We start from the raw sequence: 23,348 nt of genomic DNA, 5'->3' as shown, positions 1-23,348 counted from the left end.
TGGACGGTGCCGAAGCGCTTGGAGACGCCTTCGGCCGCCAGACCGGGCGAGACGCCCAAGGGCGTGCGTGGCGAGGATTCGGGTGCGGGCATCAAGGTCTCACTGACATGTGGAGTGCGGCGGGGTCAGGGGCGGGGGCCGGTGCGGCGGCTGCAGGGGATGCGCCGCACCGGCCCGGTCCGAGTGCCGGTCAGCTGCAGCTCACGCCGGAGGACTGCCAGTTGGTGGCATCGACCATCTTGGTGGGGGCGAAGGCCTCCTGCGGGAAGTCCTTGCCGTTCTTGAGCTTGTCGAACATGGTCTGCACCGACAGTGCGCCGACGTCCTTGCCGTTGATGAACAGCGCCGCCTTCATGCCCGACGGCTTGCCCGACTGCCAGTCCTTGCAGGCCAGGTAGGCGCCCAGGCCGACGCCGTCGATGTTGTCCGGGGTGACTGAGGCGTTCTGCAGCGCGGTCACCGCACCCTGCACATTCTCGTCGTTGCAGCCCCAGACCACCCAGTGCTTCACGCCCGGGTTCGCGGTGATCGTCGCCGCCACCTTGTCCTGTGCGCCGGTCGGGGTGTTGTCGGTGGCGACATCGATGTTCTGCACGCCCTGCACGGCCTGCTTGAAGGCGTCCTTGGCGGCGTTCACGCGGTCACCGCAGACCGTCACGTCCTGCTGCCAGGCCGAGATGATCCGGGTGTCGGCCGGGTTCCAGCCGGCCTTCTGGAACTCCTGGGCCGCACGCTGACCGACCTGCTGGCCCATCTGCTGACCGGAGAAGCCGATCCGCGGCACCAGGTCACCCTTCGCGCACTTCGACGGCGCCGGGCCGGTGGCGCACACCTGGTCGTCCGAGGTCAGCAGCGCCGTCTTCGCGTCCCGGGCCATCTGCACCACCTGCGGGCCGACCGCCGGGTCCGGCACCACCACGATCAGGCCGTTGCTCTTCTGAGCGATCGCCGACTGCACCTCGCTGACCGTCTTGTTCGCGTCGGTACCCAGGTCGACCACCTTCAGGTCGACGCCCAGCTCCGCGGCCTTCGCCTTGGCACCGGCCGCCTCGTCGACGAAGTACTGCTGGTCGCCCTGCTTCTGCAGGTAGGTCACGGAGACCTTCCCGCTGACGGGCGCGGCCTTGGTGTCCGCGCCACCGGAGGTCTGGCCGGTGGAACAGGCAGTGAGGCTGAGGACGGTGGCCAGACCCAGCACGGCGGCGGGGAACAGGCGGGCATGGACGGGGGACATGGGGCGACTCCAGGGTGGACGAGTGAGACCGGACCGGATGCAACAGAACCGATCACGTCCCATCACTTTCAAACGCTGTGATCAAAGGAAAACGGTCTATTCACTCGCCCGTCAAGAAGCTGAAAACATTCGCCCATGGCTGATATCCCATTGTTACCGATGCCTTGACCAGCGGATTCACGAGCCGCCAGGGCGGGAAGCTCGAAAATACTCATGGAAAGCACTACTCAGGAATTCCGGGCCCATTGATTGCGTATACGGAGCCTATGAGGATACGGAGGGTTCCGCTGCTCCGCGGCCGGCAGTGGATCACCGAGGCCATGAGGTGCAATGGCCGGCCCACAGCGGCATCCGAGTGGCCGGAAGGCCGCGAACCGGGTGCACCCGGAGAATCCGCACCCCCAAAGCGCATCCGCCCGAGGGCGGTCACCGCAGCATTCGATCCGCAGGTCCGGACGGACTGACCCGGTCCGGCGAAAAGACTGCGTACCCGGATCTTGAGTGGAGTCTGCGGCAGGACCATTGACCGCCAACTCTCCGCCGCCCTACTGTGCGGTGCTGGTCGTATCTGTTTGCTTCTGGTCGACTGCGATCTCCCCACCCCACCGTCCGGAAGCGGTGTGCGGTATGCCGCTTCCGGCGTCGTACGAAAGGCATCCCCCATGCGCGGATCCCTCCGTGTCCCGTCCAGTCCCGGACGCACTCTCAGAAGGGTGGCCGTCGCTGCCTCGCTCCTCCTGTCCGGCGCACTCGTCGCCGGACAGGCCGCCACCCCTGCCATGGCCGTCGCTCCAGCCGCATCCGCCCCCACACCGGCCGCCTCCTCCACTCCCATCACCGTGGACGGCACCAAGCCGGGACTCACCTTCGACGGTGTCGGCGCGATCTCCGGTGGCGGCGGCAACTCCCGCCTGCTGGTGGACTATCCGGAGCCGCAGCGCAGCCAGCTGCTCGACTACCTGTTCAAGCCGGGCTACGGCGCCGACCTCCAGGTGCTGAAGCTGGAGATCGGTGGTGACACCAACTCCACCGACGGCGCCGAGCCCAGCATCGAGCACACCAAGGGCACCGTCGACTGCAACCAGGGCTACGAGTGGTGGCTGGCCGCACAGGCCAAGGCCCGCAACCCGAACATCAAGTTCTACGGCCTGGCCTGGGGCGCCCCCGGCTGGATCGGCAACACGGGCAGCGGCGGCAACTTCTGGTCCCAGGACACCATCGACTACCTGATGGACTGGATGGGTTGCGCCGGCAAGCACAACCTGGGCATCAGCTACCTCGGGGGCTGGAACGAGCGCGGTTACGACAAGGGCTGGTACGAGAACCTCAAGTCGACTCTGGTGTCGCGCGGTTACGGTGCCACCAAGGTGGTCGCCGCCGACTCCGACTGGTCGGTGGCCGACGACATGGCCGCCGATCCCGCGTTCAAGAACGCCGTCGACATCGTCGGTGTCCACTACCCCTGCGGCTACCTCGGTTCCTTCAGCAGCTGCCCTAGCACCGCCAACGCCCAGTCGCTCGGCAAGCCGCTGTGGGCGAGCGAGAACGGCTCGGAGGACGCCAACGACGGCGCCGCCTCGGTGGCGCGCGCGATCAACCGCGACTACATCGACGGCAAGATGACCTCGTTCATCAACTGGCCGGTCATCGCGGCGCTCTACCCCAACCTGTTCTTCTCCACCGACGGCATGTCGATCGCCAACCAGCCGTGGTCCGGCAACTACAGCATCGGCAAGACCACCTGGGTCACCGCGCACACCACCCAGTTCACCCAGCCGGGCTGGAAGTACATCGACTCCGCCGACGGCTACCTCGGCGGCGACCGCGCCAACGGCAGCTACGTCACCCTCAAGTCGCCGAACAACCGCGACTACAGCACCGTCATCGAGACGATGGACGCCACCGCTCCCCAGACCGCGAAGTTCAGCGTCACCGGCGGCCTGTCCACCGGCAAGGTGCACCTCTGGGCCACCAACCTCAACTCCACCAACCCGGCCGACTGGTTCGTCCACCAGCAGGACCTCACCCCGGTCAACGGCAGCTACACGCTCGCCCTGCAGTCGGGTTACGTGTACACCGTGTCCACCACCAGCGGCCAGGGCAAGGGCACCGCCACCGCACCGGCCTCCGCCCCGCTCCAACTGCCGTACGCGGACGACTTCGAGACGCCGGCCACCACCACCTCGCCGAAGTACTTCACGGACATGAACGGCGCCTTCCAGACCGTCCACTGCGGCGGCGGCCGGAGTGGCTCGTGCCTGCGCCAGATGGCCCCGACCACGCCGATCCGCTGGACCGACGAGCCCTATGGCGCCCCGTACACCATCATGGGCGACGGCAGCTGGTCCAACTACACCGTCAGCGCCGACACCATGTTCGAGCAGTCCAGCACCATCGAGCTGCTCGGCCGGGTCAACCAGCAGGGCCGCAACAACAACGGCCTGAACGCCTACCACCTGCGGGTCAGCGACACCGGTGCCTGGTCGATCGTCAAGAGCGACACCAGCTGGAAGTTCGCCACCCTGGCCAGCGGCACCACCAGCGCCCCGCTGGGCACCGGCCACTGGCACGCCGTCAGCCTGTCCATGCAGAACACCACCCTCACCGCCACCATCGACGGCGTCACCGTGGGCAGCGCCACCGACGGCAGCTTCACCAACGGCCAGGCCGGCCTCGGCCTGACCGGCTACCAGACCGACCAGTTCGACAACTTCGCCCTCACCCCGGGCACGCCCAGCAACCACACCGGCCCGATCACCTCCGGCCTGCCCGGCAAGTGCGTCGACGACAACGGCGACTCCGCCGTCAACGGCACCGCGGTTCAGCTGTGGGACTGCAACGGCGGCAACTCGCAGGTGTGGACCTGGTCCAACGGCACCCTCACCCACGACGGCAAGTGCCTCGACGTCACCGGCGCAGCCACCGTCAACGGTTCCCAGGTCGAGCTGTGGGACTGCAACGGCGGTGCCAACCAGCAGTGGACCCCGCAGGCCGACGGCACCCTGAAGGGCACCCAGTCCGGCCGCTGCCTCGACGACCCGGCCGCCGCCAGCACCAACGGCACCCGGCTGGAAATCTGGGACTGCAACGGCGGCACCAACCAGCAGTGGAAGCTGCCCTGAGCCCCACCCACCCCACGGTCGGCATGGTGACCGGAACCGGCACTTCCCCGAGCCGGCGCACCCACCCCGACGCACTGCCGACTTCCGCCGGCAGGTGAGCGGAACCGGCCACGCGGTTCACCGATCCGGTCCGCATGGCCGGTTCCCCCATGCCCGTCCCTCGGTTCGTCCGACAACAGGAGGCAGTCCTTGCACGTCACCCTCACCCCCACGTCCCGCCGGATCGCCGCCGTGCTGGCCGGTTCGGCCTCGCTGGTGCTCTCCGCGTTCGCCACCGCGGCTCCCGCCGGTGCTGGGACGCAGCCCCTGACCCCTCGTCACGACGGCACCTCCTTCGTGCGCTCCTGCGCCACCCCGCTGCCGGGGCAGGCGACCTGCGACGCACTGCGGGTCACCAGCACCGTCCAGCACATAAGCCCGCTCGGGGTCACCCCGAACGCCACGCCGTCCGGCTACGGCCCGGCCGACCTGCTGAGCGCCTACAAGCTCCCGGCCAACGGCGGAGCCGGCCAGACCGTCGCCATCGTGGACGCGTACAACGATCCCAACGCCGAGTCCGACCTGGCCTTCTACCGCGCCCAGTACGGCCTGCCTGCCTGCACCACCGCCAACGGCTGCTTCACGAAGGTCGGCCAGACCGGCAGCACCACCAACCTCCCGGCGAACAACACGGGCTGGTCCGGCGAGATATCGCTCGACCTCGACATGGTCTCCGCCATCGCGCCCAACGCGCACATCGTCCTGGTCGAGGCGACCGACGCGACCATCGCCGATCTGGGCACCTCGGTCAACGAGGCGGTCAAGCTCGGCGCCAAGGTCGTCTCCAACAGCTACGGCGCCGACGAGACCTCCGCCGACTCCACCTATGACAGCACGTACTTCAACCACCCGGGCGTCGCCATCACGGCCTCCTCCGGCGACGCGGGCTACGTCACGCAGTACCCGGCAGCCTCGAAGTACGTCACCGCGGTCGGCGGCACCTCCCTCAACAGGGCCTCCAACGCACGCGGTTGGACCGAGTCGGCGTGGTCCACCAGCATCTACGAGGGCACCGGCTCCGGCTGCTCGGTCTACGATGCCAAGCCCAGCTGGCAGAAGGACACCGGCTGTGGCAAGCGCACCATCGCCGACGTCTCCGCGGTCGCCGACCCGGCCACCGGCGTCGCCGTCTACCAGACCTACGGCGGAAGCGGCTGGACGACCTATGGCGGCACCAGCGTCTCCGCCCCGCTGATCGCGGGCGTCTACGCGGACGCCGGTACCCACACGGCCGGCTACCCGGTCGCGGACGCCTATGCCCACAGCGGCTCGCTCTTCGACGTCACCACCGGCGCCAACGCCGGCTGCACCCCGTCGTACCTGTGCACCGCCGGCCCTGGTTACGACGGCCCGACCGGCCTCGGCACCCCCAACGGCCTGGCGGCCTTCACCGGCTGACGCCGTGCCACGCCGGCCCCCGACCGCCTTTCCAGGGGCGTCGGGGGCCGATCCGTGCCGTTCGACGGAGGTCTTCGAAGACATCGGCACCCTCGGCGGGAGCGCTCCGTCCCAGGACTCCCATGCGTTACGGCGACATTGGGCCAAGTGGGCACGGAACTGGCCATGAGTCCGGAACTCCTCCGGCCGCTCGGGTGCGATGTGTCAGGATCAGGTCACGCTGAGTCGCGGAATTGCTGACTTGGGCCTGGTCGACGGAGGTGGCATGCCAGTCGAAGTGGTCTTCTTCAACGTCGGGCAAGGTGACTGCACGCTCTTGTGGTTCTATGACCGGGCGAATCCAGCAATTGGCACGCACGCGATCCTGGTGGACTGCGGTACGACCGGCGCCGTCCCGCCCTGGCGCCCGGCGGCGGTGGTGACCGGTGACGCCAAGCAGCGCGTGATCGCGCACCTGCGCGGGAGGCTCGACCACTATCTGAGCCGCCTGCGCGATCCGTACACGCTGGACTGGCTGGTGGTGACGCACCCGGACCAGGACCATTTCAACCTCCTGCAGGATGTCCTGGTCGACGGTCGGGACCCGGCCCGGCTGAAGTACACGATCCGCAATGTCGCCTACTCGCTCAGGCCCGATGACTACCGCGAGGGCGGCGGCGACTTCATGACGCGGCTGTTCACCGACTGGACCACCTTCACCGGTGTGTCCGGGCAGCAGGTGGTCAACGAGCCGAAGCTGATGACGATGCCTTCCGACCCCCTGCCGCTGTTGGGTACGGGACCGGGAGCGGACCTCCACCTGCTCGGCGGCGTCGTCGGGCCGACCATCCACTCGCGCGGCGCACAGCAACGACCCGACGATGTCAGGAAGTTCGCGGCGGGCGAGAAGGAGCGGATCGCCAACCAGTGCAGCCTGGTGACAGTGTTGACGGGCGAGCCGGATGCGTTCGGCAAGCGCCAGAAGGTGCTGCTGATGGCGGACGCCGAGTCGATCAACGAGCAGTACCTGATGGGCCTCGCGGGGCCCATGTGCAGCCGTGAGAGCCACCTGTGGCTGAAGCTCGGGCATCACGGGAGCAAGCACTCCACCAGCGACGAGTGGCTCGAGCACACGACCCCGGACGGGCTCTTCATCAGTACCGGGCTGAACGCGTTCGGCGGCGGGGTGGCGACGTGCGACGCCGAGAACCTGGCGGGCCGGGTCCTGGCCAAGTGGGAACGAATCCGCGCCACGCACGCCATCCCCGTCCCCACGGTGCGTGCGGGGTTGACCTGGGGCTTCGGCTTCCAGGACAACACGGATGCTCCGCCCTGGCCTTTCGTCTACGCGCCGACGACTGACGGCGTCTTCAGCTCGCTCGCGGTGGAGCCGGACACCGCCGGTTGGCGGGGCGTCGACTGGCACCTGCGGCTCGACCACGCCGCCCCGGGAAGCTACGACATCTGGTACGAGTAGGAGCCGGTCATGCCCTTGCTGGTCTCGACCCTGCGCACGGTTCTGCGCGAGGCGCAGAGCCTCTCCCAGCTCCAGATCGCCCCAGACTTCCTGGAGTTGGAGCCCACCCTGGAGTTGTTCAAGCAGTACCTGGCGAACGCCCTGCTGGATGTGCGCGAGGTGACCGTCGATGTCGACGCGCTGCACGTCGCGGGCACCGTGACCCTCGTCGGGCAGGCGGCCGCACCGGGCAGCGTGCTGTTCCTGACGGACGATGACCAGCGGTACGTGGTCGGCCTCTGCGTCGATGTCGTCCTGCTCCAGGACGGCCCTGGCCTGCCCGAGGGGTTGCGCGAGATCCCCGGCGCGCTGGAGCGGCTGCGGCTGGGCCCGCTGCATCTGGTCTTCGGGATCGAGCCCGGTGGGGACACCGGCTCGCGCCCGCGCGTCGGCTTCGGCGCCGAGGTGCTGTTCCCCACGGCCGAGGCCACCCCCAGGCCGTATGTGTGGGGCTATCCTCCACTGTGGCCCGGGCAGGCATGGCAGGTCGGCTCGAACTTCGCCGAGGTGCCGATCCCCGACCTGGACAGCCTGCTGGTCTTCGCGGGCCTGCCGGCTGGCTTTCTGAATCTGCCTCCCGACATCGTCGGCCTCGCCCGGCTGGCGCTGACAGCCCTCGGAATCACCTTCGCCCCGGCCCAGTCGACCCGCGGGGTGAGCGCCGACTGGCTCGCACTGTGGCTGCGAGTGGACCTCGACGAGCCCTGGACGCCGCTGCCAGGAATCGAACTCGACGGGCTGCACGCGGAGTTCACCATCGCCGACCCGCTCGGCAGTCCGCACCCGGCGATCGTGCTGGGCGGGCGGGTCACCCTCGCCGACGAAGTCGCCGTGGACGTGGGCGTCGCGCTCCCGGACCGCTCGCTCAGTGGGATCCTCGCCCGCCCGGCCCCGGTCGGCGCGCTGCTCCAGCAGCGCTTCCCCGGCGTTCCGGTGCCGCGGGACCTGGAGATCACCGAACTCGCGCTCTGGGGAGAGCTGGCCGCGGGCGACAGGCGTGGTTACGGGATCGACCTCACCCTGGCGAACCTCTGGCAGTTCGCCGAGGGCGTCGAGCTGACCGGAATCGTGCTCACCGTCTCGGACTACGGCGCTACCGCGGCGTCCCTGACCGCGGCCTGGCAGCTCGCGGACGGCACGCTCGACGTCACCGGCACCTGGGAGCAGGGGACGGGTTGGGCCTTCGTCGCCCGCGCGGAGAACCTCCAACCCGCCCGGGTGATGGCCGCGCTCGGCATCACCCCGCCGGAGGTGCTCGACGATCTCGTCATCGAGCAGCTCGCCGTGGCCTTCGACAGCAGCGGTCGCTTCGCCTTCGACTGCGCCGCCACCGTGCAGTTCGGTGACCTGGACGCGGCCCTCCAGCTCACCGTCACCGCCGACCGGAGCACGGGGGAGACGGGAGTCGCCGGGCTGCTGCGGCTCGCCGTTCCGCTGGCCGACGGCGACATCCGGGTCCTGGACTTCACCGTGCAGTACGCCTCGGGCGCGGGCGGCCGGGCGTTCACCGGCACCTGGACCGGCACGCCGGGCATCTCGGCCGACGAGCTGGCCGGGGCGCTGGGCCTCGATCTGCCCGGACTTCCCGAGATCCTGCGCCCGGAGCTGCAGGCGCTGTCGGTGCGCTACGACAAGACGAGCGGTCAGGTGCTGCTGACGGGGGCCACCGAGCGCACGGGGTGGGTGTTCTCCAGCCGTCCCGGCGCAGGTTCCGGCAGCCCTCGCCTGACTGCTGCGGCGGCGCGGGTCCGCCTGGGGGCGCGGGCATCCGATCTGCCGCTGGTCGGCGAGGCGATCCCGCCGGGTGAGGACCTGGTCCTGGAGGCCATCGCCTTCACGTCGGCGCCGACCGGCTGGACGGCGGCGCAGGCGGCCGAGCTCAACGACGCGTTGAACCAGGTCGATTCCGCCGCGGAGCGCCGGCTGCCGCGCTTCGCCACCGATGCGACGGCCGGGCCCGGCATCGCCGTCCAGGTCGAGCTGAGCATCGGCGGGGTGCCGCAGGACCCGCTGGTCCTGCCGATCACCACCGGCGCGGGCGGCACGCTCGTGGCCGCCTCCCGGGGCCCGCTGGCCGTGCGCGCGGCTGCGGACGACAGCTGGTCACGCAACCTCGACCTGACGTTCGGGGCGCTGCGGATCTCGCGGATCGGCGTCGGACTGTCGGCAGACGGTGAGCTCTTCGTCGCGCTGGACGCCGTCCTGTCGGTGGGTCCGGTCCGGCTGGTCCTGATGGGTCTCGGGCTGGGAATCGACGGGGAGTTGAGCGTCTCGCCCCGGTTGCGCGGGGCGGGCGTGCAGCTGGACAAGCCGCCGCTGAAGATCACCGGCATGGTGGAGCGCCGGACCGGTTCGGAGGTCGCCCCGGGGCTGAAGGAGCAGTTCATCGGGCTCGCCTCGATCGAGACCGGGTTCTTCGCCCTGTATGCCGCCGGGTCGTACGCCAAGGCCGTGGACGGCTGGTCGTCGATGTTCCTGTTCGGCGAGATCTCCGGTGGCGATCGCGGGCTGTTCGGCCCGCCCCCGTTCCGGGTGATCGCCATCTCGCTCGGCTTCGGCGTCAACAGCACGGTCCGCACCCCGAGGATCGACGAGGTCGGCGGGTTCCCGCTGGTGAACCGGCTGGATGGCAGTGGCAGTGGTGACACCCCGGAGAAGGTGCTGGAGAAGCTCGCCGGACCGGAGGGCTGGATCACTCCGCGCGAGGGCCAGTACTGGGGCGCGGGCGGGATCGAGTTCAGCTCGTTCGAGTTCATCCACTCCCGCGCGCTGCTGCTCGTGGAGGGCGGCCAGTCCTGGAAGGTGCTGCTGATCGGCCGCACCACCATCGACCTGCCGCGCAGCAAGGTCGCCAAGAGGCCGATCGCCCGGCTGGTCATCGACCTGGCCATCGGATACCACCACGACCAGGGCCTGTTCTCGATGGACGCGGTCATCGCGCCCGGCTCGTACGTCATCGACCCGGCGGCCGAGCTCACCGGTGGCCTGTCCCTCTACATCTGGGGCCAGGACCGCACCGCGCAAGGCGGCGGCAAGGGCTTCGTGTTCACCCTGGGCGGCTACCACAAGAGGTTCAAGCGGCCCGCGTACTACCCCAACCCGCCGCGCGTGGGCTGGCGGTGGGCGGTGGGCCCGGTGGCGATCCGCGGGCAGGTGTACGCGGCGCTCACCGACGGCGCGTTCATGGCCGGCGGCGAGCTGTCCGCGAACTACGACAAGGGGCACGGCATCAAGCTGCAGGCGTGGTTCACCGCCTGGCTGGACGCGCTGGTGCAGTGGAAGCCGTTCTACTTCGACCTGTCGATGGGCCTGAGCATCGGGGTCGCGGCCACCGTCAAGGTGCTGTTCATCCGGGTGCGGGTCTCCCTGTCGGTCGGGGTGTCGCTGGACCTGTGGGGGCCGCCGATCGGTGGCCGGGCCAAGATCAAGGTCTGGTTCATCAGCTTCACCGTCGAGTTCGGCACCGGCCGGGACGGCGTACCGGCGATCGACTGGGGGGAGTTCAGCGTCCAGCTGCCCGCCCCGCTCTCCATCGCCCCGCTGTCCGGGCTGCTCGTCGACGTCGACCCCGAGGAGACCGCCGCCCGGTCCGACGCGGGGGAGCCCCTGCTGGTCTCCATGGACGGATTCGCCGTCCGCACCGAGGCCGCCGTCCCCGCCAGCCGCATCCTCCTCAACGGCCAGCCCTTCGCCGAAGCCGAGGACGACACCATCGACATCCGGCCGATGGGGCCGAAGGGGCAGGGCGTGGTCTCCGAACACCGCGTCACCCTGAAGAAGTTCGACAGCGTCTACACCCCCACCGGATGGGACGTCGCCGTCTACCGGCAGGACATGCCCAAGGCGATGTGGGGTGCGCCGCTGGGCAAGCCCAGCGACGTGCTGGACGGCGACGGACTGCTCAGCGGCTGCCTGGCCGGCATCACCTTCGAGATCCCCAAGCCCGAACTGGCCCCTGCGGTCGGCTGGGTCGACGCCGAGGCGCTGGAGGCCGACGGGCTGCCGGACGCGCCGATCCCGCTGCTGGGCTCGCAGCCGGAGGGGGCGCCGTCCGTCCCGGACGACGGCAGCATCGGCACCATCGTCGACCGGGACAGCGGTATCGCCGCGCAGACCACCGCCGACAGCCGTGCAGCGGTGCACGCCGCCCTGGCCGGCCTCGGTCTGGCCCCCGGCACCGACGATCCGCTGACCCGCTACGCGGACCTCGCGAAGACCGTGTTCACCAACGCGCCCATGACCACTACAGCCGAGAGGTGAACCGACGTTGAGCGGCACCGAAGACCTCCGCGTCGCCTTCCACGACTACCGTCGCCCGCTTGCCACCGCCGGCGTCTACACGCTCACGGCGGAGCACCACCTGACCAAGGACGGCACCCGGGTCGACGTGAACCCGGCCATTCCCGCCACCACGCAGCAGTTCGAGATCCGCGCGGTCCGGTTCGTCCTGGACCCCTCGTCCGTGCACGCCCACTACCCGGCCGAGGGCGCCGTCGGCGACTTCAGCCGCACCCTCCCGCACATCACCCTGGACCGCTCCATCCTGCCCTGGGAACGGGTGCTGAAAGCCCGCGCGGTGCCCGGGCAAGCCCCGTGGCTGGCGCTGATGGTGTTCCAAGCAGGTGAACTGCCCGACGACCCCGAGGGATTGGGTCAGACCACCACCCGCACCATTGCCGAACTGCGCCGCCCCGGCGACGGCATCCTCGGGCCCGACCTCAGCGATGAGGGCATCACCCCGGGCATCGAGGCCAGCCGCTGCCAGAGCATCGACGTCCCGGCCGGGCTGTTCACGGCGCTGGTGCCGCGCGAGGAGGAACTGAACTACCTCGCCCACGTCCGCGACGTTTCCACCCGACCACAACTCCTCGACGACGGCGAGGTCCTGACCGAGGGCCAGTACGCCGTCCTGGCCGCCAACCGCTTCCCGCGACAGCCCGGCACCTACACCGCGCACCTGGTCTCCCTGGAGGGCTTCAACGGCAAGCTCGACCCCGGCCAACTGGGCGGCAGCGTAAGGTCCGTGCGGCTGTCCGTGCTGCACTCCTGGACGTTCACCAGCGACCCGGCCGGCACCCGCGACGCCGCAGCCCTGCTGAGCAACCTCGTCGCACCCGCCCGCGACGACCGGGAGAACCTGGCGCTGCGGCTGCGCCCGAGCGGGAGCGTGGCGGCCCGCTCCACCGCGGACGCCGAGCAGTACGCCCGCCGCCGCCTGCACCTGGGCTACACCCCGCTGCCGTACCGGCTGCTCTCCGGGGAGACCACCTACGGCTGGTACCGCGGCCCGTTCGTCCCCGTGATCGCCGCCGAGACCCGCGACTTCGCCCGCGACACCCCGAGGACCACGGCCGACCACGCGCTGATCTACGAGCCGGAGCACGGCCTGTTCGACGTCTCCTACGCCGCCGCCTGGACGCTCGGCCGCACGCTGGCACTGAGCGACCCCGAGTACAGCGAGGAGATGACCCGCGCGCGGCGCGAACTGGCCAACACCGCAGCGACGATGATGGCCCTGGCCACCGCCGGCCCGGCGCTCGCTGCCGCCGACCCCGCCGACCTGGACGGGCGGACCCTGCGGGAGTTGGCCGCTCCCGGCTTCGCCTCGACTCTGCTCGACGCGCTCGCCCGCCCCCTCGCCCCGCACGACAACGCTCCGGCATCGGCCCGCCGCAGCCGCCGTACCCGCCTCACCCAGCAGAGCGCCCGCGCCGTCCTCGCGGCCGGACCCAAGGCAGCGGCCCTGCAGGCCACCGCCGAGCGGCACACCCGCACCCTGCCGGCCTGGCTGGACGAACTGACGCTGCTCCGCCGGGTGCCGTTCAACTACCTGGTGCCGCACCCCGCGATGCTCCCCCCGGAATCGATCCGGCTGTTCCGCATCGACGAGAACTGGATCGAGGCCCTGCTCGCCGGGGCCCGCGACGTCGGCGTCCACACCTCGCTGGACGCACTCGTCGACACGGCGCTCACCGCCGCCATCGACAGCCGCCGCACCCGCATCCGCACCGGGGAAACCGGCCGGGCCGGGCTGCTGATCCGCTCCGAACTCGTCGAAGCCTGGCCGGTGTTCGACATCCTCACCACTGCCGGCGGAGCGCACGTCACCGAACTGCGCCGCGACCACCTCGCCCCCGATACGCTGCTGCTGCTCCTGGACGCCCTGCCCGACGAGATCGTCATCCGCGAGCCCGGCCAGGGCATCCACTTCGGCATCGACAGCAACGACGCCGCAGGCGACAACAGCGTCATCAACCTGCGCGACCACCGGCCCGGCGACAACCTCGGATGGCCGCTGTACCGCGACTACGCCCCGGAGGGCGGCCTGCTCACCCGCCACCTGCGGCTGCCCAACGGGGGCGGCGCGCCCGACGTGCTCGCCCTGCGCGGCGACCGGGGCCTGGTGCCCGCGCTCGCCAGGGCCCTCGACCCCACCCTCAGTGACCTCGCACCCGGCGAGTTCGCCCTGCAACTCGTCAACGCCTCCGTAAAGCAACGCCTGACCCTCGACCCCGCGCCCGACCAGGAGAGCGCCCGATGACCGACACCGACCTGATCGTCCCCGTCGAGGTCCACGCGCTGCTGGCCACCCGCGATGTGGCCGCGTACGACGACTTCCGCCGCTGGAGCCCGCGCTACCCGTGGACGTTCTCCGAGGACTTCCGCAGCAACGCCGAGCCGCCCATCCAGTACTCCGATGGCAACCCCGGCGAGGGCATCCATGTGCAGTGGCAGCTGCCCGAAGCCCTGACCACCGGGGCGATCGACTCCGCCACCGGCGTCAGCACCTTCCCGCTGGTGCCCAACCGCTGGCTCGTGGTGCGCTACGCCCAGGTGCGCGGTGAGCTGAAGGCCGCCGGGTTCGTGATCCACAGCGACTACCTGGAGAAGGCCGACGGCGGGCCCGTCGAGTCGGCGTTCACCCCGTTCGTCGACCCGGCCTCCCGCAAGGAAGCGCCTCGCGCCGACTACATCGGCCGCGTCCACCCGCTGAGCGACGGCCCCTGGCGGGAGCCGGCCGCCCGGCCGCTGTTCCTCACCGCCATCGGCAGCGGACTGCCCGCCTTCGCGGCGTTCGCCCCGTACCACGAGAACGTCTTCCTCTTCCACGACACCCTCGCCGACCTCAAGGCCAACGACAACTACCCGCCGCCATGCACCGTCAGCTACTGCGTCATCGGCTGGTACAGCCGGGACGACGCCGACATCCTCAGCACCGCACGCGACATCGAGGGCCTGCTGCCCCCCGACGCCGACCCCAACAGCCCGGCCGACGTGCTGCGGGCCCTGGGCTGGGCCGCCCCCGACGGCATGCCGAACACGATCACCCGCACGCGGTACGTCGGCACCGCCCTCGGCATCCCGTGGAACCGCGAGGGCGGACACCCGGACTCGGACCGCCCCAAAACCCAGGACGTCAAGGTCGCGATCGGGCACAGCACCGCCGACGCCGTCGCCGCCCTCGCCGACCACCAGACCGGCGGCACCGACCTCGCCGACCAGGTCCGCGCGCTGTTCCATGGCAACCCCGACGAGCTCGACGGCCCCGACTGGCAGAACTCCCTCGACGAGATCACCCGCCGCTCCTGGTTCAGCGGCCACGACGGCGGCGCCACCTGGCAGGTCGTCAACCGGCCCAGCGACCAGGCCGACACCCAGGCCCCGCCACCCGACCAGCCGGACTGGATCGCGGACCTCAACCGCGACCAGGACGACTACGACCAGGCCGGGCACCAGCTCGCCGCCGCACAGTGGCGGCTGTGGACGCTGTGGTGGCTGCGCCACCTGCCCGAAGACCGCCGCCCCCTCGACTTCGATTTCGACGAGGCGGCCTGGGACGGGCAGATCCAGGCCGTCGGAACGCAGGTGACGCAGCTCGAGGCCGAGGTCGAGCGGCTCAGCGGCAAAGTCCCGCACGGCCTCACGCCCGAAGAGACCCAGACCGCGATCGACCGCTATGCCGCGACCAAGGGGCTGCCCGAGGAACTGGAGCTGAAGCGCACGCCCCGGCAGAGCTACCACCGCCCCGCCGACCCCGTTCTCGCGCTGACCGGCTCGGGCACCTCGCAGCCGCTCGGCCGCGACGATGACGACCCGCTGCCCTGCCGCCTGCCCTCCGCGCTGCTCACCCGGGTGAAGGTCAACAGCGGCTGGGTGGACGTTCCGGCCAACCCGCTGCTGCCCGCCAACACGCCCGAAGTCCCGGGCGTCGTCAAGGCGGTGGTCGCCGAGTTCGCCCTGCTCGACCAGGCCGTGCGTACCGCGGCGGTTGGCGGCGAGCCCGGTCGAACCGCGCTGCACACCGTCGTGGCCGACCCGGCCGCCAACTCCCAGGGCCCGTGGCCCGAATACAGCCAGGTGTGGCGCCAGCCCTGGCTCCCGCTCTACATCCAGTGGGAGATCAAGCACTGCGCCACCCCCTACCAGAGCCAGGACGCCACCCCCAACTGGGAGTTCGGCCTCGGCCAAGACGGCGACCCCGAACCCGACCGCTACCGCTATCGCTGGACGGGCAGGGACGCGGCCGCTGGCGACGGTGACGGCGGACGGCGCTGGACCGCGTTCGGTGGACGGGCCTTCGTCACCCCGTCCACCCGCTACGTGCTGCGTGAGCAGGCCCGGCGGCTCGCCGAGCACGCGTCGCCGCAGCTCGCCCGGCAACTGCGCGCCATGCGCGAGGAACTGGAGGCGATGGACGTCCTCTCCCAGGCCCTGGACGGCTTCCACGACTGGCTCATCCAGCAGGACGGCGCCGCCCAAGCCGTCACCGACCACTCGATCCTGTCGCTGGCCGGCGAGACCAACCACGTCCCCGACGGCGCGGAAGGCCACGGCGAGCAGCGCTTCCAGCCCGTGCGGGCAGGCCAGTTCCACTTCATCGAGCTGGTCATCATCGACCGCTTCGGGCGCGTGTGCTCGCTGGTGCAGCCGGTCGGCACCCAGCCCATCCAGTTCCCGCTGGTCCGCGCCGACAGCGTCGTACCGGACCGTGACCTGTTCCCCGACCCGCCCGGCCCGCAGCGCTTCGTGCAGCTGCCGCCCCGGATCGTCCAACCGGCCCGGGTACGCCTGGACGCCGTGCCGCTGCGAGCCGACCAGCCACCCGCCGAGGCGACCCAAGCCGTTGACGCGGCTCAACTCCCGGGCGCCGAGGCACCGGTGGCCGGCTGGCTGCTGGCCAACCACCTCGACCAGACCCTGCTGGTCTACGGCCCCGACGGGGAGCCGCTCGGCGAACTGCGCGTGGTACGCGACGTCCAGAACAACCGCACAACGGCCTGGAACGCGCTCCCGCACGCCCCCTACCGCCACCCGGAAGACGACGACTTCGCCGCCGCCTACCCGCATGTCGCAGCCTTCGCCCGCGGCCTGCTCGGCCACCAGCCGCAAGCCTTCGAGGCGCTGGCCAAGACGATCGACACCGCACTCGACCACATCCTCGAACCCTCACCCGACGAGGACCGCTCCCCGGCCCGGCTGATCGGCCGCCCCATCGCCCTCATCCGCACCCGCCTCAACCTGGACCTGATGGGCGAGCCGCTGGCCGACCCCAGCTGGAAGCGCGCGCTCGTCCCGCCGGACGAGGACTACCCCGACCAGCGTGACCATCCCGACTACCGGAACTACCCCGACTACCGCTGGACCGTCCGCCTCGGCGACCCCGACCGGCTCTCCGACGGCCTCATCGGCTACTTCGCCGCCGACGACCACGACCAGCGCACCCGCTACCACCGTTTCCACGCGGTCGACCCGAACGGCCCGGCCAACACCTACGTGACGCCGATCGAAGCGGGCGGCCACCTCACCCTGCCCGCCCGGCCCGCCGACCGCCCCGCCACCCACCACCTCACCCTGCTCGCCTGCCCGCACACCGCCGTCCACGCCACCACCGACATCCTCCCCGTCGCCGACGTCTCCGTGGACGCGGACACCACCCACCGGGCCCTGGCCCGCATCCGCGCCTCCTTCCGCCTCAACCCCCTGCTTGCCCCCGACCGCTTCGGCCCCCCGGTTGCGGCCGCCTCCGTCAAGGCCCAACCCGGCCACCCCGTTCGGGCGATGGCGGACGGAGACCCGACCACCTCCTACGAGAGCAGCGAACCGCCGGCGGCCGGTGACTGGGTCAGCCTCGACCTGCACACCGAACGGGCGGTGGAGGCCGTCGACATCCTCCTCGGCCGACCGGACGGCAGCGGCACCCCCGCAGCCACCGAGCTGGAGGCCTCCGCCGACGGCGAGCAGTGGACCATCCTGGGCGGCTACACCCAGGTGACCGAGATCCACCACACTCCCGAACTGCCGCTCACCGCGCGGTTCCTGCGGCTGCGACACACCAGCTCCGCCGCCGAGCCGTTCGTCATCCGCGAGTTCAGCGTGCAAGCCGAACCGCCGGACAAGTCCCTCGTGATGCCCCGCCCTGCGGCCTGGCACGGCGACTGGACCTGGGCCGAACCTATCCCGGTGGACGGCACCGCGAGCGGATTGCCGCTGCCCGACTGGGACGAGCACCTCATCTACAACGCCGACCAGCTCTCCCACCCCGACGCGCCCCTGCCCGTCGCCCGTTCCGGCTACCTCCAACTCCAGCCGCCGGCAACGGGAGTGACCCGCTCCACCCAGTCCCCGGAAGGAACCGCGTCGTGACCAGCCCCAATCCAGCCCTGCTCCTCCCGTACAGCCTGGAGCACACCCCGGCGACGGCCGCACAGCCGGGAGCGGTGGCGCTCAACCGCGTCCGCCTCACCATCGGGGACGACCCGGAGGGCCGTACCGCCTGGCCGGTGCGGTGCGGACGGATCGCCGTCGATCTCCCGACAGCCCACGGCGCAGCCGCGCGGACCGGGGAGCCCGTCATCCTCCGCACCCGACTGGAACTCGAACGCGGCCCCGGCCGAGGTCGGCAATGGCTGGTCGAAACCACCACCACCGACCCGACCGTCACCACCCTCACCCTCAGCCCCGCCGAACCCGCCAGCTTCGACGGCACCTGGACCCTCACCCTCACCCTCGACATCAGCACCCCACTCGGCACCCAGAGCCGCATCACTGAGGACACCGCGCGCGGTGAAAGTAGCCCGCAGCGCCGCGCCGGCACCGCCGCCCTCACCGTCATGCCCCTGGCCAACTGACAGCCTGCATCGAGGAGTTCCAGAGTCATGACCACCGCTGACCTTCCCATGCTGCTCCCGCCCGCCATGGTCGAGGACCCGAGCCCGTTGAACGTCTCCACCTTCGCCAAACCGGAGTACGCCAAACTGACCTTCACCTACGGCAAAGTGAAGTCCGGCGGCAACTGGCCGGTGCACTGCAAGTGGTTCAAGGTCCGCATCCCGACCGGTCGCCAGGCCTCCGCCCTGACCAGCGAACCGACCCTGATCCGCTACGAGTTGACCTGGCCCGCCAACAAACGGAAGTGGGACGTCACGCGCAACACCACCGACCCCAACCAGGTTGTCTTCACGTGCTCGCCGCCGCCGGACGAGCCCGCAGCGTTCGACGGAACCTGGAGCGTCCAGCTGGAACTGTGGGGCATCGAGGTCAACGGCGGCGTCGGCCCGGTCGACATCATCTGGGAGGAGTCCACCTCGGCCACCGGAGTGGGCGGCCCCTTCCAGGAACGCACCGGCAAGGGCGGCGTCAGCAAGCGCGACGACTCGTTCTACCTCCACAGCTTCCGCCCGGCCTCCGTGGCGATCGGCCGCAACACCAAGGCCACCCTCCTCTGGGAGGGCACCCCCCACGCCGAGTACACCATGTACTACCGCAAGCCGGACGGCACCCAGGGTTCGTCCACGGCCAAGGACGGCACCTGGACCTCCCCGGAAAACCTGGTCGATGACACGAGCTTCACCCTCGAAGCGAAAATGAAAAACGAAGTTCGCTACCTGACCACCTACATCAAGGTCAACAACCCCGACATCGCCGTCACCAGCGTGACCGCCGCCAGCGACAGTGTGTTCAACGGGCATGTCACCCAGGCGGCCGGCAAGGTCCTCCGCGTTGGGGAGATCCGTGGTCCTTACAACGCCACAGCGCCCAACGAGAGGCCCCTGAGCATCGCAGGCGGGGCCTTGACCATCTCGAACAGCAGCACCGAATTCAGCAATGCCGTCATCGCGAAGGCCATCAGGTCGCCCGAAAACGGTGTGCTCACTATCGAGAACATGCCGAACGCAGCGAATGTCGCCAAAAAGGTGAAAACCACTTTCGCCGATGGCGTTCTCTCCGTCACCGGCAATGGAACCTACAGCGGCGCCATCAGCACCATCACTATTGCGGCCAGCGAAATCAACGGACGCGGAGCCGGGGTACTCGGCCTCAACGGCACTGTCACGGTCACTGGCGCCCTCGGCGTTACTGGCAACGTCACCGCCGGCGGAAATCGGGTGCTTCGAGCGGGTGACACACTCCGCTTCCTGAATGTCCAGAACAGGTATCTCAGCCACGATGCCGACTACGGGCGGGACCACGAGAACGTCATGGCCTCAAGGACGCTCTACACCACCTCAAGTTGGAAGGCTCTCCACGTGTCTTCGGCGACCTCGCTCGCAGAGACACCCGAGAGTGACCAGGAGCTGCCTGAGCCCCTTAGGGCAGACCAGGTCAACGCCAAGCCAGAAGTCTGACTTCGACGTCGCCAAGGCCGCCGGTCAGCGGTGGACGATGGCGGTGGTCGCGCCGGGTGTAGGCGTCGCGGCCCGGCCGGGCGTGGGTCTCGTTCCCTGTCAGTAACTGGTCGAGGACCTCGCGCCGCAGGGTTGCGTTGCCCCGTTCGCAGTGGGCGGTCGCCTCGCGATGTGCGGTCGGCATGTGCCGTTTGACCGAGCGTCCGGTGTAGGTCCTGTTGGTCCGTCGGTTCGGCGGCTCGGTGCCCTCGCCAGCGCAGCGGGGTCTCCGGGCGTCTGAGTGGACTGGTTGGTGCGTGCTCTGCGGTCCTCCTGATCGTTGATGAGGCATGCAGACCGCATGGGCGACGAGGGGGTCGTCCGCACGCTGTACGGCCGACTCCCTCAAGCCGACCGGAGTCGCCGCTGAGATCGCCGCTACCGGGTCCGGTGGGGCCCGGTCTGGCCTTCAGTGCCCCACTCGGCACCGAGAGCCGCATCACCGGGGACGCCGCACTCGGTGACAGCAGCCAGCAGCGCCGCGCCGGCACTGCTGCCCTCACCGTTGTGCCCCTAGCCAACTGACAACCTGCACTAAGGAGTTACAGAACCGTGACCGCCGCTGACCTTCCCATGCTGCTCCCGCCGGAGATGGTTCCCGAGCCTGGCGCGCTGAACGTCTCCACCTTCGCCAAGCCGGAGTACGCCAAGCTGACTTTCACCTACGGCAGGGTGAAGTCCGGCGGCAGCTGGCCCGTGCACTGCAAGTGGTTCAGGGTCCGCATCCCGACCGGCCGTCAGGCCTCTGCCCTGACCAGTGAACCGACCCTGATCCGCTACGAGTTGACCGTGCCCGACGGCAAGCGGCAGTGGGCCGTCGTGCCTGACACCCGCGACCCCAACCAGGTCGTCTTCACCTGCTCGCCGCCGCCGAACGAGCCCGCCGCGTTCGACGGAACCTGGAGCGTCCAGCTGGAGTTGTGGGGCATCGAGGTCAATGGCGGCGCCGGGCCGGTCGACATCATCTGGGAAGAGTCCACCTCGGCCACCGGAGCGGACGGCCCCTTCCAGGAACGCACCGGCAAAGGCGGCGTCAGCAAGCGCGACGACTCGTTCTACCTGCACAGCTTCCGCCCGGCCTCCGTGGCCATCGGCCGCAACACCAAGGCCACCCTCAATTGGGAAGGCACCCCCCACGCGACGTACACCATGTACTACCGCAAGCCGGACGGCACCCAGGGCTCGTCCACGGCCAAGGACGGCACTTGGACCTCCCCGGAAAACCTGGTCGACGACTCCAGCTTCACCCTCGAAGCCAAGATGGGCAACGAAGTTCGCTACCTCACCACCTACATCAAGGTCAACAACCCCGATGTCGCGGTCACCAGCGTGGCGGCCGCTACCTCCGATGGCAGTGTCAGCGTCAAGAACACTCTCTCATTCCAGGGGCAGGCCGGCCTGACCATCCCGCAGAACGGCGGCCAGATCACCGTCTACGGCGCGCTCACCGCGACGGCCGGCCCGGCGGTCGCCCAGGGCGCGCTCACCGCCAACGGTCCCCTTACCGCCAACAGCACCATCACGGCCAAGGGCAATGTCACCATCGAGGCGGGCAAGACCCTTACCGCGAACGGCAGTATCACCGTCGACCCCGGGGCCAACGGGTACATCTGGCTCAAGACGGGTCGCCTCGACATCAAGGACACCGCCAACCTCAACGTCTACGGCACTCTTGCCGTCACCAAGATCAAGTCGACGGTCAATGGTGCGTTCGCGGTTGAGAACAGCATCAACCAGACTGCGGGTTCCATCAGTACGACCGGCAACATCACCGCCGGCGGCAACCGGGTGCTTCGAGCGGGCGACACCCTCCGCTTCGTAAGCCACAAGAACCGGTACCTTCAGGAAGGGCCCGACTATGGCGGTGAAAAGGAGGTAGCCCAAACTTCCCGGACGCTCTATAACAACGCCCGCTGGAGGACACAGCATCTATCCTCTGCGAGCTCGTTCGTAGAGACAGAGGACGACCGGGGACTGCTGGAAGACCCGAAAGCGGATCACGCCGACACCGATGCCGAAGTCTGACTTCGGCGTCACCAAGGCCGCCGGTCAGCGGTGGACGATGGCGGTTGCAGTGCCGGCTGTAGACGTCGAGAGCCAGCCTGGCGGGGTCTCTGGGGGTCTGATTGGACTGGTCGGTGCGTGCTCTGCGGTGCTCCTGGTCGTTGATGAGGCATGCAGACCACATGGGTGACGAGGGGGTTGGCTGCACGCTGTGCGGCCGACCCCGTCAAACCGGCCGGAGTCGCCCCTGCGGTCACCGCTACCGGGTCCGGTGGGGCCCGGCCTGGCCTGCTGCGAGGATGCTGAACCGATGACGTCGGGTGTGGTTGCTGCGCACGGGATCGACCTGAGGGCGGTCCGGCGGCAGGTCGATGCGGTGCTGGAGGACTTCCTGGCCGGTAAGGCCCGGGCGGCGGCCGGGTGTGGGCACCCGCCGGAGGTGGTGCGGACGGTGCGGGACTTCCTGGCGGCCGGCGGCAAACGGATCCGGGCGATGTTGTGCGTGGTGGGCTGGCATGCCGCAGGCGGACACGGTGACGTGACGTCGGTTCTGCGAGTAGCGGCATCGTTGGAGTTGTTCGTCGCGTTCGCCCTCATCCACGACGACATCATGGACGACTCGGCCAGTCGCCGTGGCCGCCCTGCCGTCCACCGTGCCCTGCGCGCCCAGCTGGGCGGGGATGTGCGGGCCGAACGCCTTGGTGCGGGCGGCGCCTTGCTGGTGGGGAACCTGGCATTGACGTGGGCTCAGGAACTTCTGCACACCGCCCGGCTGGATGCCGGGCGGTATCCGGTGGTCCATGGGTTGTACGACGCGATGCTGGAGGAGGTGATGTACGGCCAGTACCTGGATGTGATGGGCACCGGCCGGGGTCCTGACGACATCGAGGCGGCACTGCGGATCATCCGTCTCAAGACCGCCTCCGCGACCATCGAGCGGCCGCTGCAGCTGGGAGCCGCTGTCGCCGGGGCCGGTGCGGCCACCATGGACGCCTTCACGCAGCTGGGCCTGCCACTGGGGGAGGCGTTCCAGATCAGGGACGATCTCCTCGACGTCTTCGGCAGCCCGGACGGCGCGTGTCGGCCGGGCCTGGGCGATCTGCGGGAAGGCAAGCGGACCGTTCTGCTGGCGCTGGGTCTGCGGCGGGCCAACCAGGTCCAGCGGGAGCGGCTTCGCCATCTGGTGGGCCGGGCCGATCTGCGGGAGTGCGAGGCGGCAGAGGTGAGGGACATCCTGGAGACCACCGGGGCCCGAGAAGCCACCGAGCGGCTGATCACCTCCCGCTACGAGCAGGTGTTGCGCGTCCTGGACGCGGCCGCCTTCCCGCAAGCCGCAGAGGTTGCCCTGCGCGACCTGGCGATCACCGCCACCCGGTACACCTCCTGACACC

11 protein-coding genes are annotated in these 23,348 nt (G+C 69.9%); 10 read left to right on the top strand and 1 reads right to left on the bottom strand.

Translation table 11 applies throughout. The annotated features are described in order from the left end of the window. Positions 1-190: 190 nt before the first annotated feature. Positions 191-1,234 carry a substrate-binding domain-containing protein gene (locus E6W39_RS11005; protein WP_141633384.1) on the bottom strand — a complete coding sequence of 348 codons (1,044 nt, stop codon included), beginning with the start codon at positions 1,232-1,234 and terminating at the stop codon, positions 191-193. A 713-nt stretch (positions 1,235-1,947) separates the two neighbouring features. On the opposite strand from E6W39_RS11005, the gene E6W39_RS11000 reads away from it, so the two are divergent. The 10 genes from E6W39_RS11000 (at position 1,948) to E6W39_RS10955 (ending at position 23,344) form a co-directional block, all read left to right on the top strand. Next, positions 1,948-4,356 (top strand): ricin-type beta-trefoil lectin domain protein, encoded by a 2,409-nt coding sequence (locus E6W39_RS11000; RefSeq protein WP_228718085.1) that lies wholly within the window; start codon positions 1,948-1,950, stop codon positions 4,354-4,356. 189 nt (positions 4,357-4,545) lie between these two features. Then, a complete protein-coding gene (locus E6W39_RS10995; protein ID WP_141633382.1) occupies positions 4,546-5,793 on the top strand; it encodes a S53 family peptidase in 1,248 nt (415 codons plus the stop codon). Positions 5,794-6,034: 241 nt separating this feature from the next. Further along, complete coding sequence (locus E6W39_RS10990; protein ID WP_141633381.1) at positions 6,035-7,249, top strand: ComEC/Rec2 family competence protein; 1,215 nt, start codon at positions 6,035-6,037, stop codon at positions 7,247-7,249. Positions 7,250-7,258: 9 nt separating this feature from the next. Further along, positions 7,259-11,548: a DUF6603 domain-containing protein gene (locus E6W39_RS10985; protein WP_141633380.1), complete on the top strand. Its 4,290-nt coding sequence runs from the start codon at positions 7,259-7,261 to the stop codon at positions 11,546-11,548. Positions 11,549-11,555: 7 nt separating this feature from the next. Beyond that, positions 11,556-13,829 (top strand): hypothetical protein, encoded by a 2,274-nt coding sequence (locus E6W39_RS10980; protein WP_141633379.1) that lies wholly within the window; start codon positions 11,556-11,558, stop codon positions 13,827-13,829. Beyond that, entirely contained in the window at positions 13,826-17,932 is a 4,107-nt protein-coding gene (locus tag E6W39_RS10975) for a discoidin domain-containing protein (RefSeq protein WP_141633378.1), read from the top strand. The genes E6W39_RS10980 and E6W39_RS10975 overlap by 4 nt, the downstream gene beginning before the upstream one ends. Further along, positions 17,929-18,417, top strand: a complete 489-nt coding sequence (locus E6W39_RS10970) for a hypothetical protein (RefSeq protein WP_141633377.1) — start codon at positions 17,929-17,931, stop codon at positions 18,415-18,417. The genes E6W39_RS10975 and E6W39_RS10970 overlap by 4 nt, the downstream gene beginning before the upstream one ends. 27 nt (positions 18,418-18,444) lie before the next feature. Beyond that, on the top strand, positions 18,445-19,914 hold the full coding sequence (locus tag E6W39_RS10965) for a hypothetical protein (RefSeq protein ID WP_141633376.1): 1,470 nt from the start codon (positions 18,445-18,447) through the stop codon (positions 19,912-19,914). Positions 19,915-20,505: 591 nt separating this feature from the next. Continuing rightward, positions 20,506-21,978, top strand: coding sequence for a hypothetical protein (locus E6W39_RS10960; RefSeq protein WP_141633375.1), 1,473 nt, complete (start codon positions 20,506-20,508; stop codon positions 21,976-21,978). 289 nt (positions 21,979-22,267) lie between these two features. Then, positions 22,268-23,344, top strand: coding sequence for a polyprenyl synthetase family protein (locus E6W39_RS10955; protein ID WP_141633374.1), 1,077 nt, complete (start codon positions 22,268-22,270; stop codon positions 23,342-23,344). Positions 23,345-23,348: the final 4 nt, after the last annotated feature.

This window comes from Kitasatospora acidiphila (genome assembly GCF_006636205.1).
GTDB classification, from domain to species: domain Bacteria; phylum Actinomycetota; class Actinomycetes; order Streptomycetales; family Streptomycetaceae; genus Kitasatospora; species Kitasatospora acidiphila.
This window is presented reverse-complemented; position numbering and strand designations above follow the sequence as displayed.

What these genes read in the sequence shown, in the direction of transcription:
- E6W39_RS11005 (WP_141633384.1), bottom strand. Translation starts at nt 1,234, where the DNA reads ATGTCCCCCGTCCATGCCCGCCTGTTCCCCGCCGCCGTGCTGGGTCTG.
- E6W39_RS10985 (WP_141633380.1), top strand. Translation starts at nt 7,259, where the DNA reads ATGCCCTTGCTGGTCTCGACCCTGCGCACGGTTCTGCGCGAGGCGCAG.
- E6W39_RS10975 (WP_141633378.1), top strand. Translation starts at nt 13,826, where the DNA reads ATGACCGACACCGACCTGATCGTCCCCGTCGAGGTCCACGCGCTGCTG.
- E6W39_RS10965 (WP_141633376.1), top strand. Translation starts at nt 18,445, where the DNA reads ATGACCACCGCTGACCTTCCCATGCTGCTCCCGCCCGCCATGGTCGAG.
- E6W39_RS10955 (WP_141633374.1), top strand. Translation starts at nt 22,268, where the DNA reads ATGACGTCGGGTGTGGTTGCTGCGCACGGGATCGACCTGAGGGCGGTC.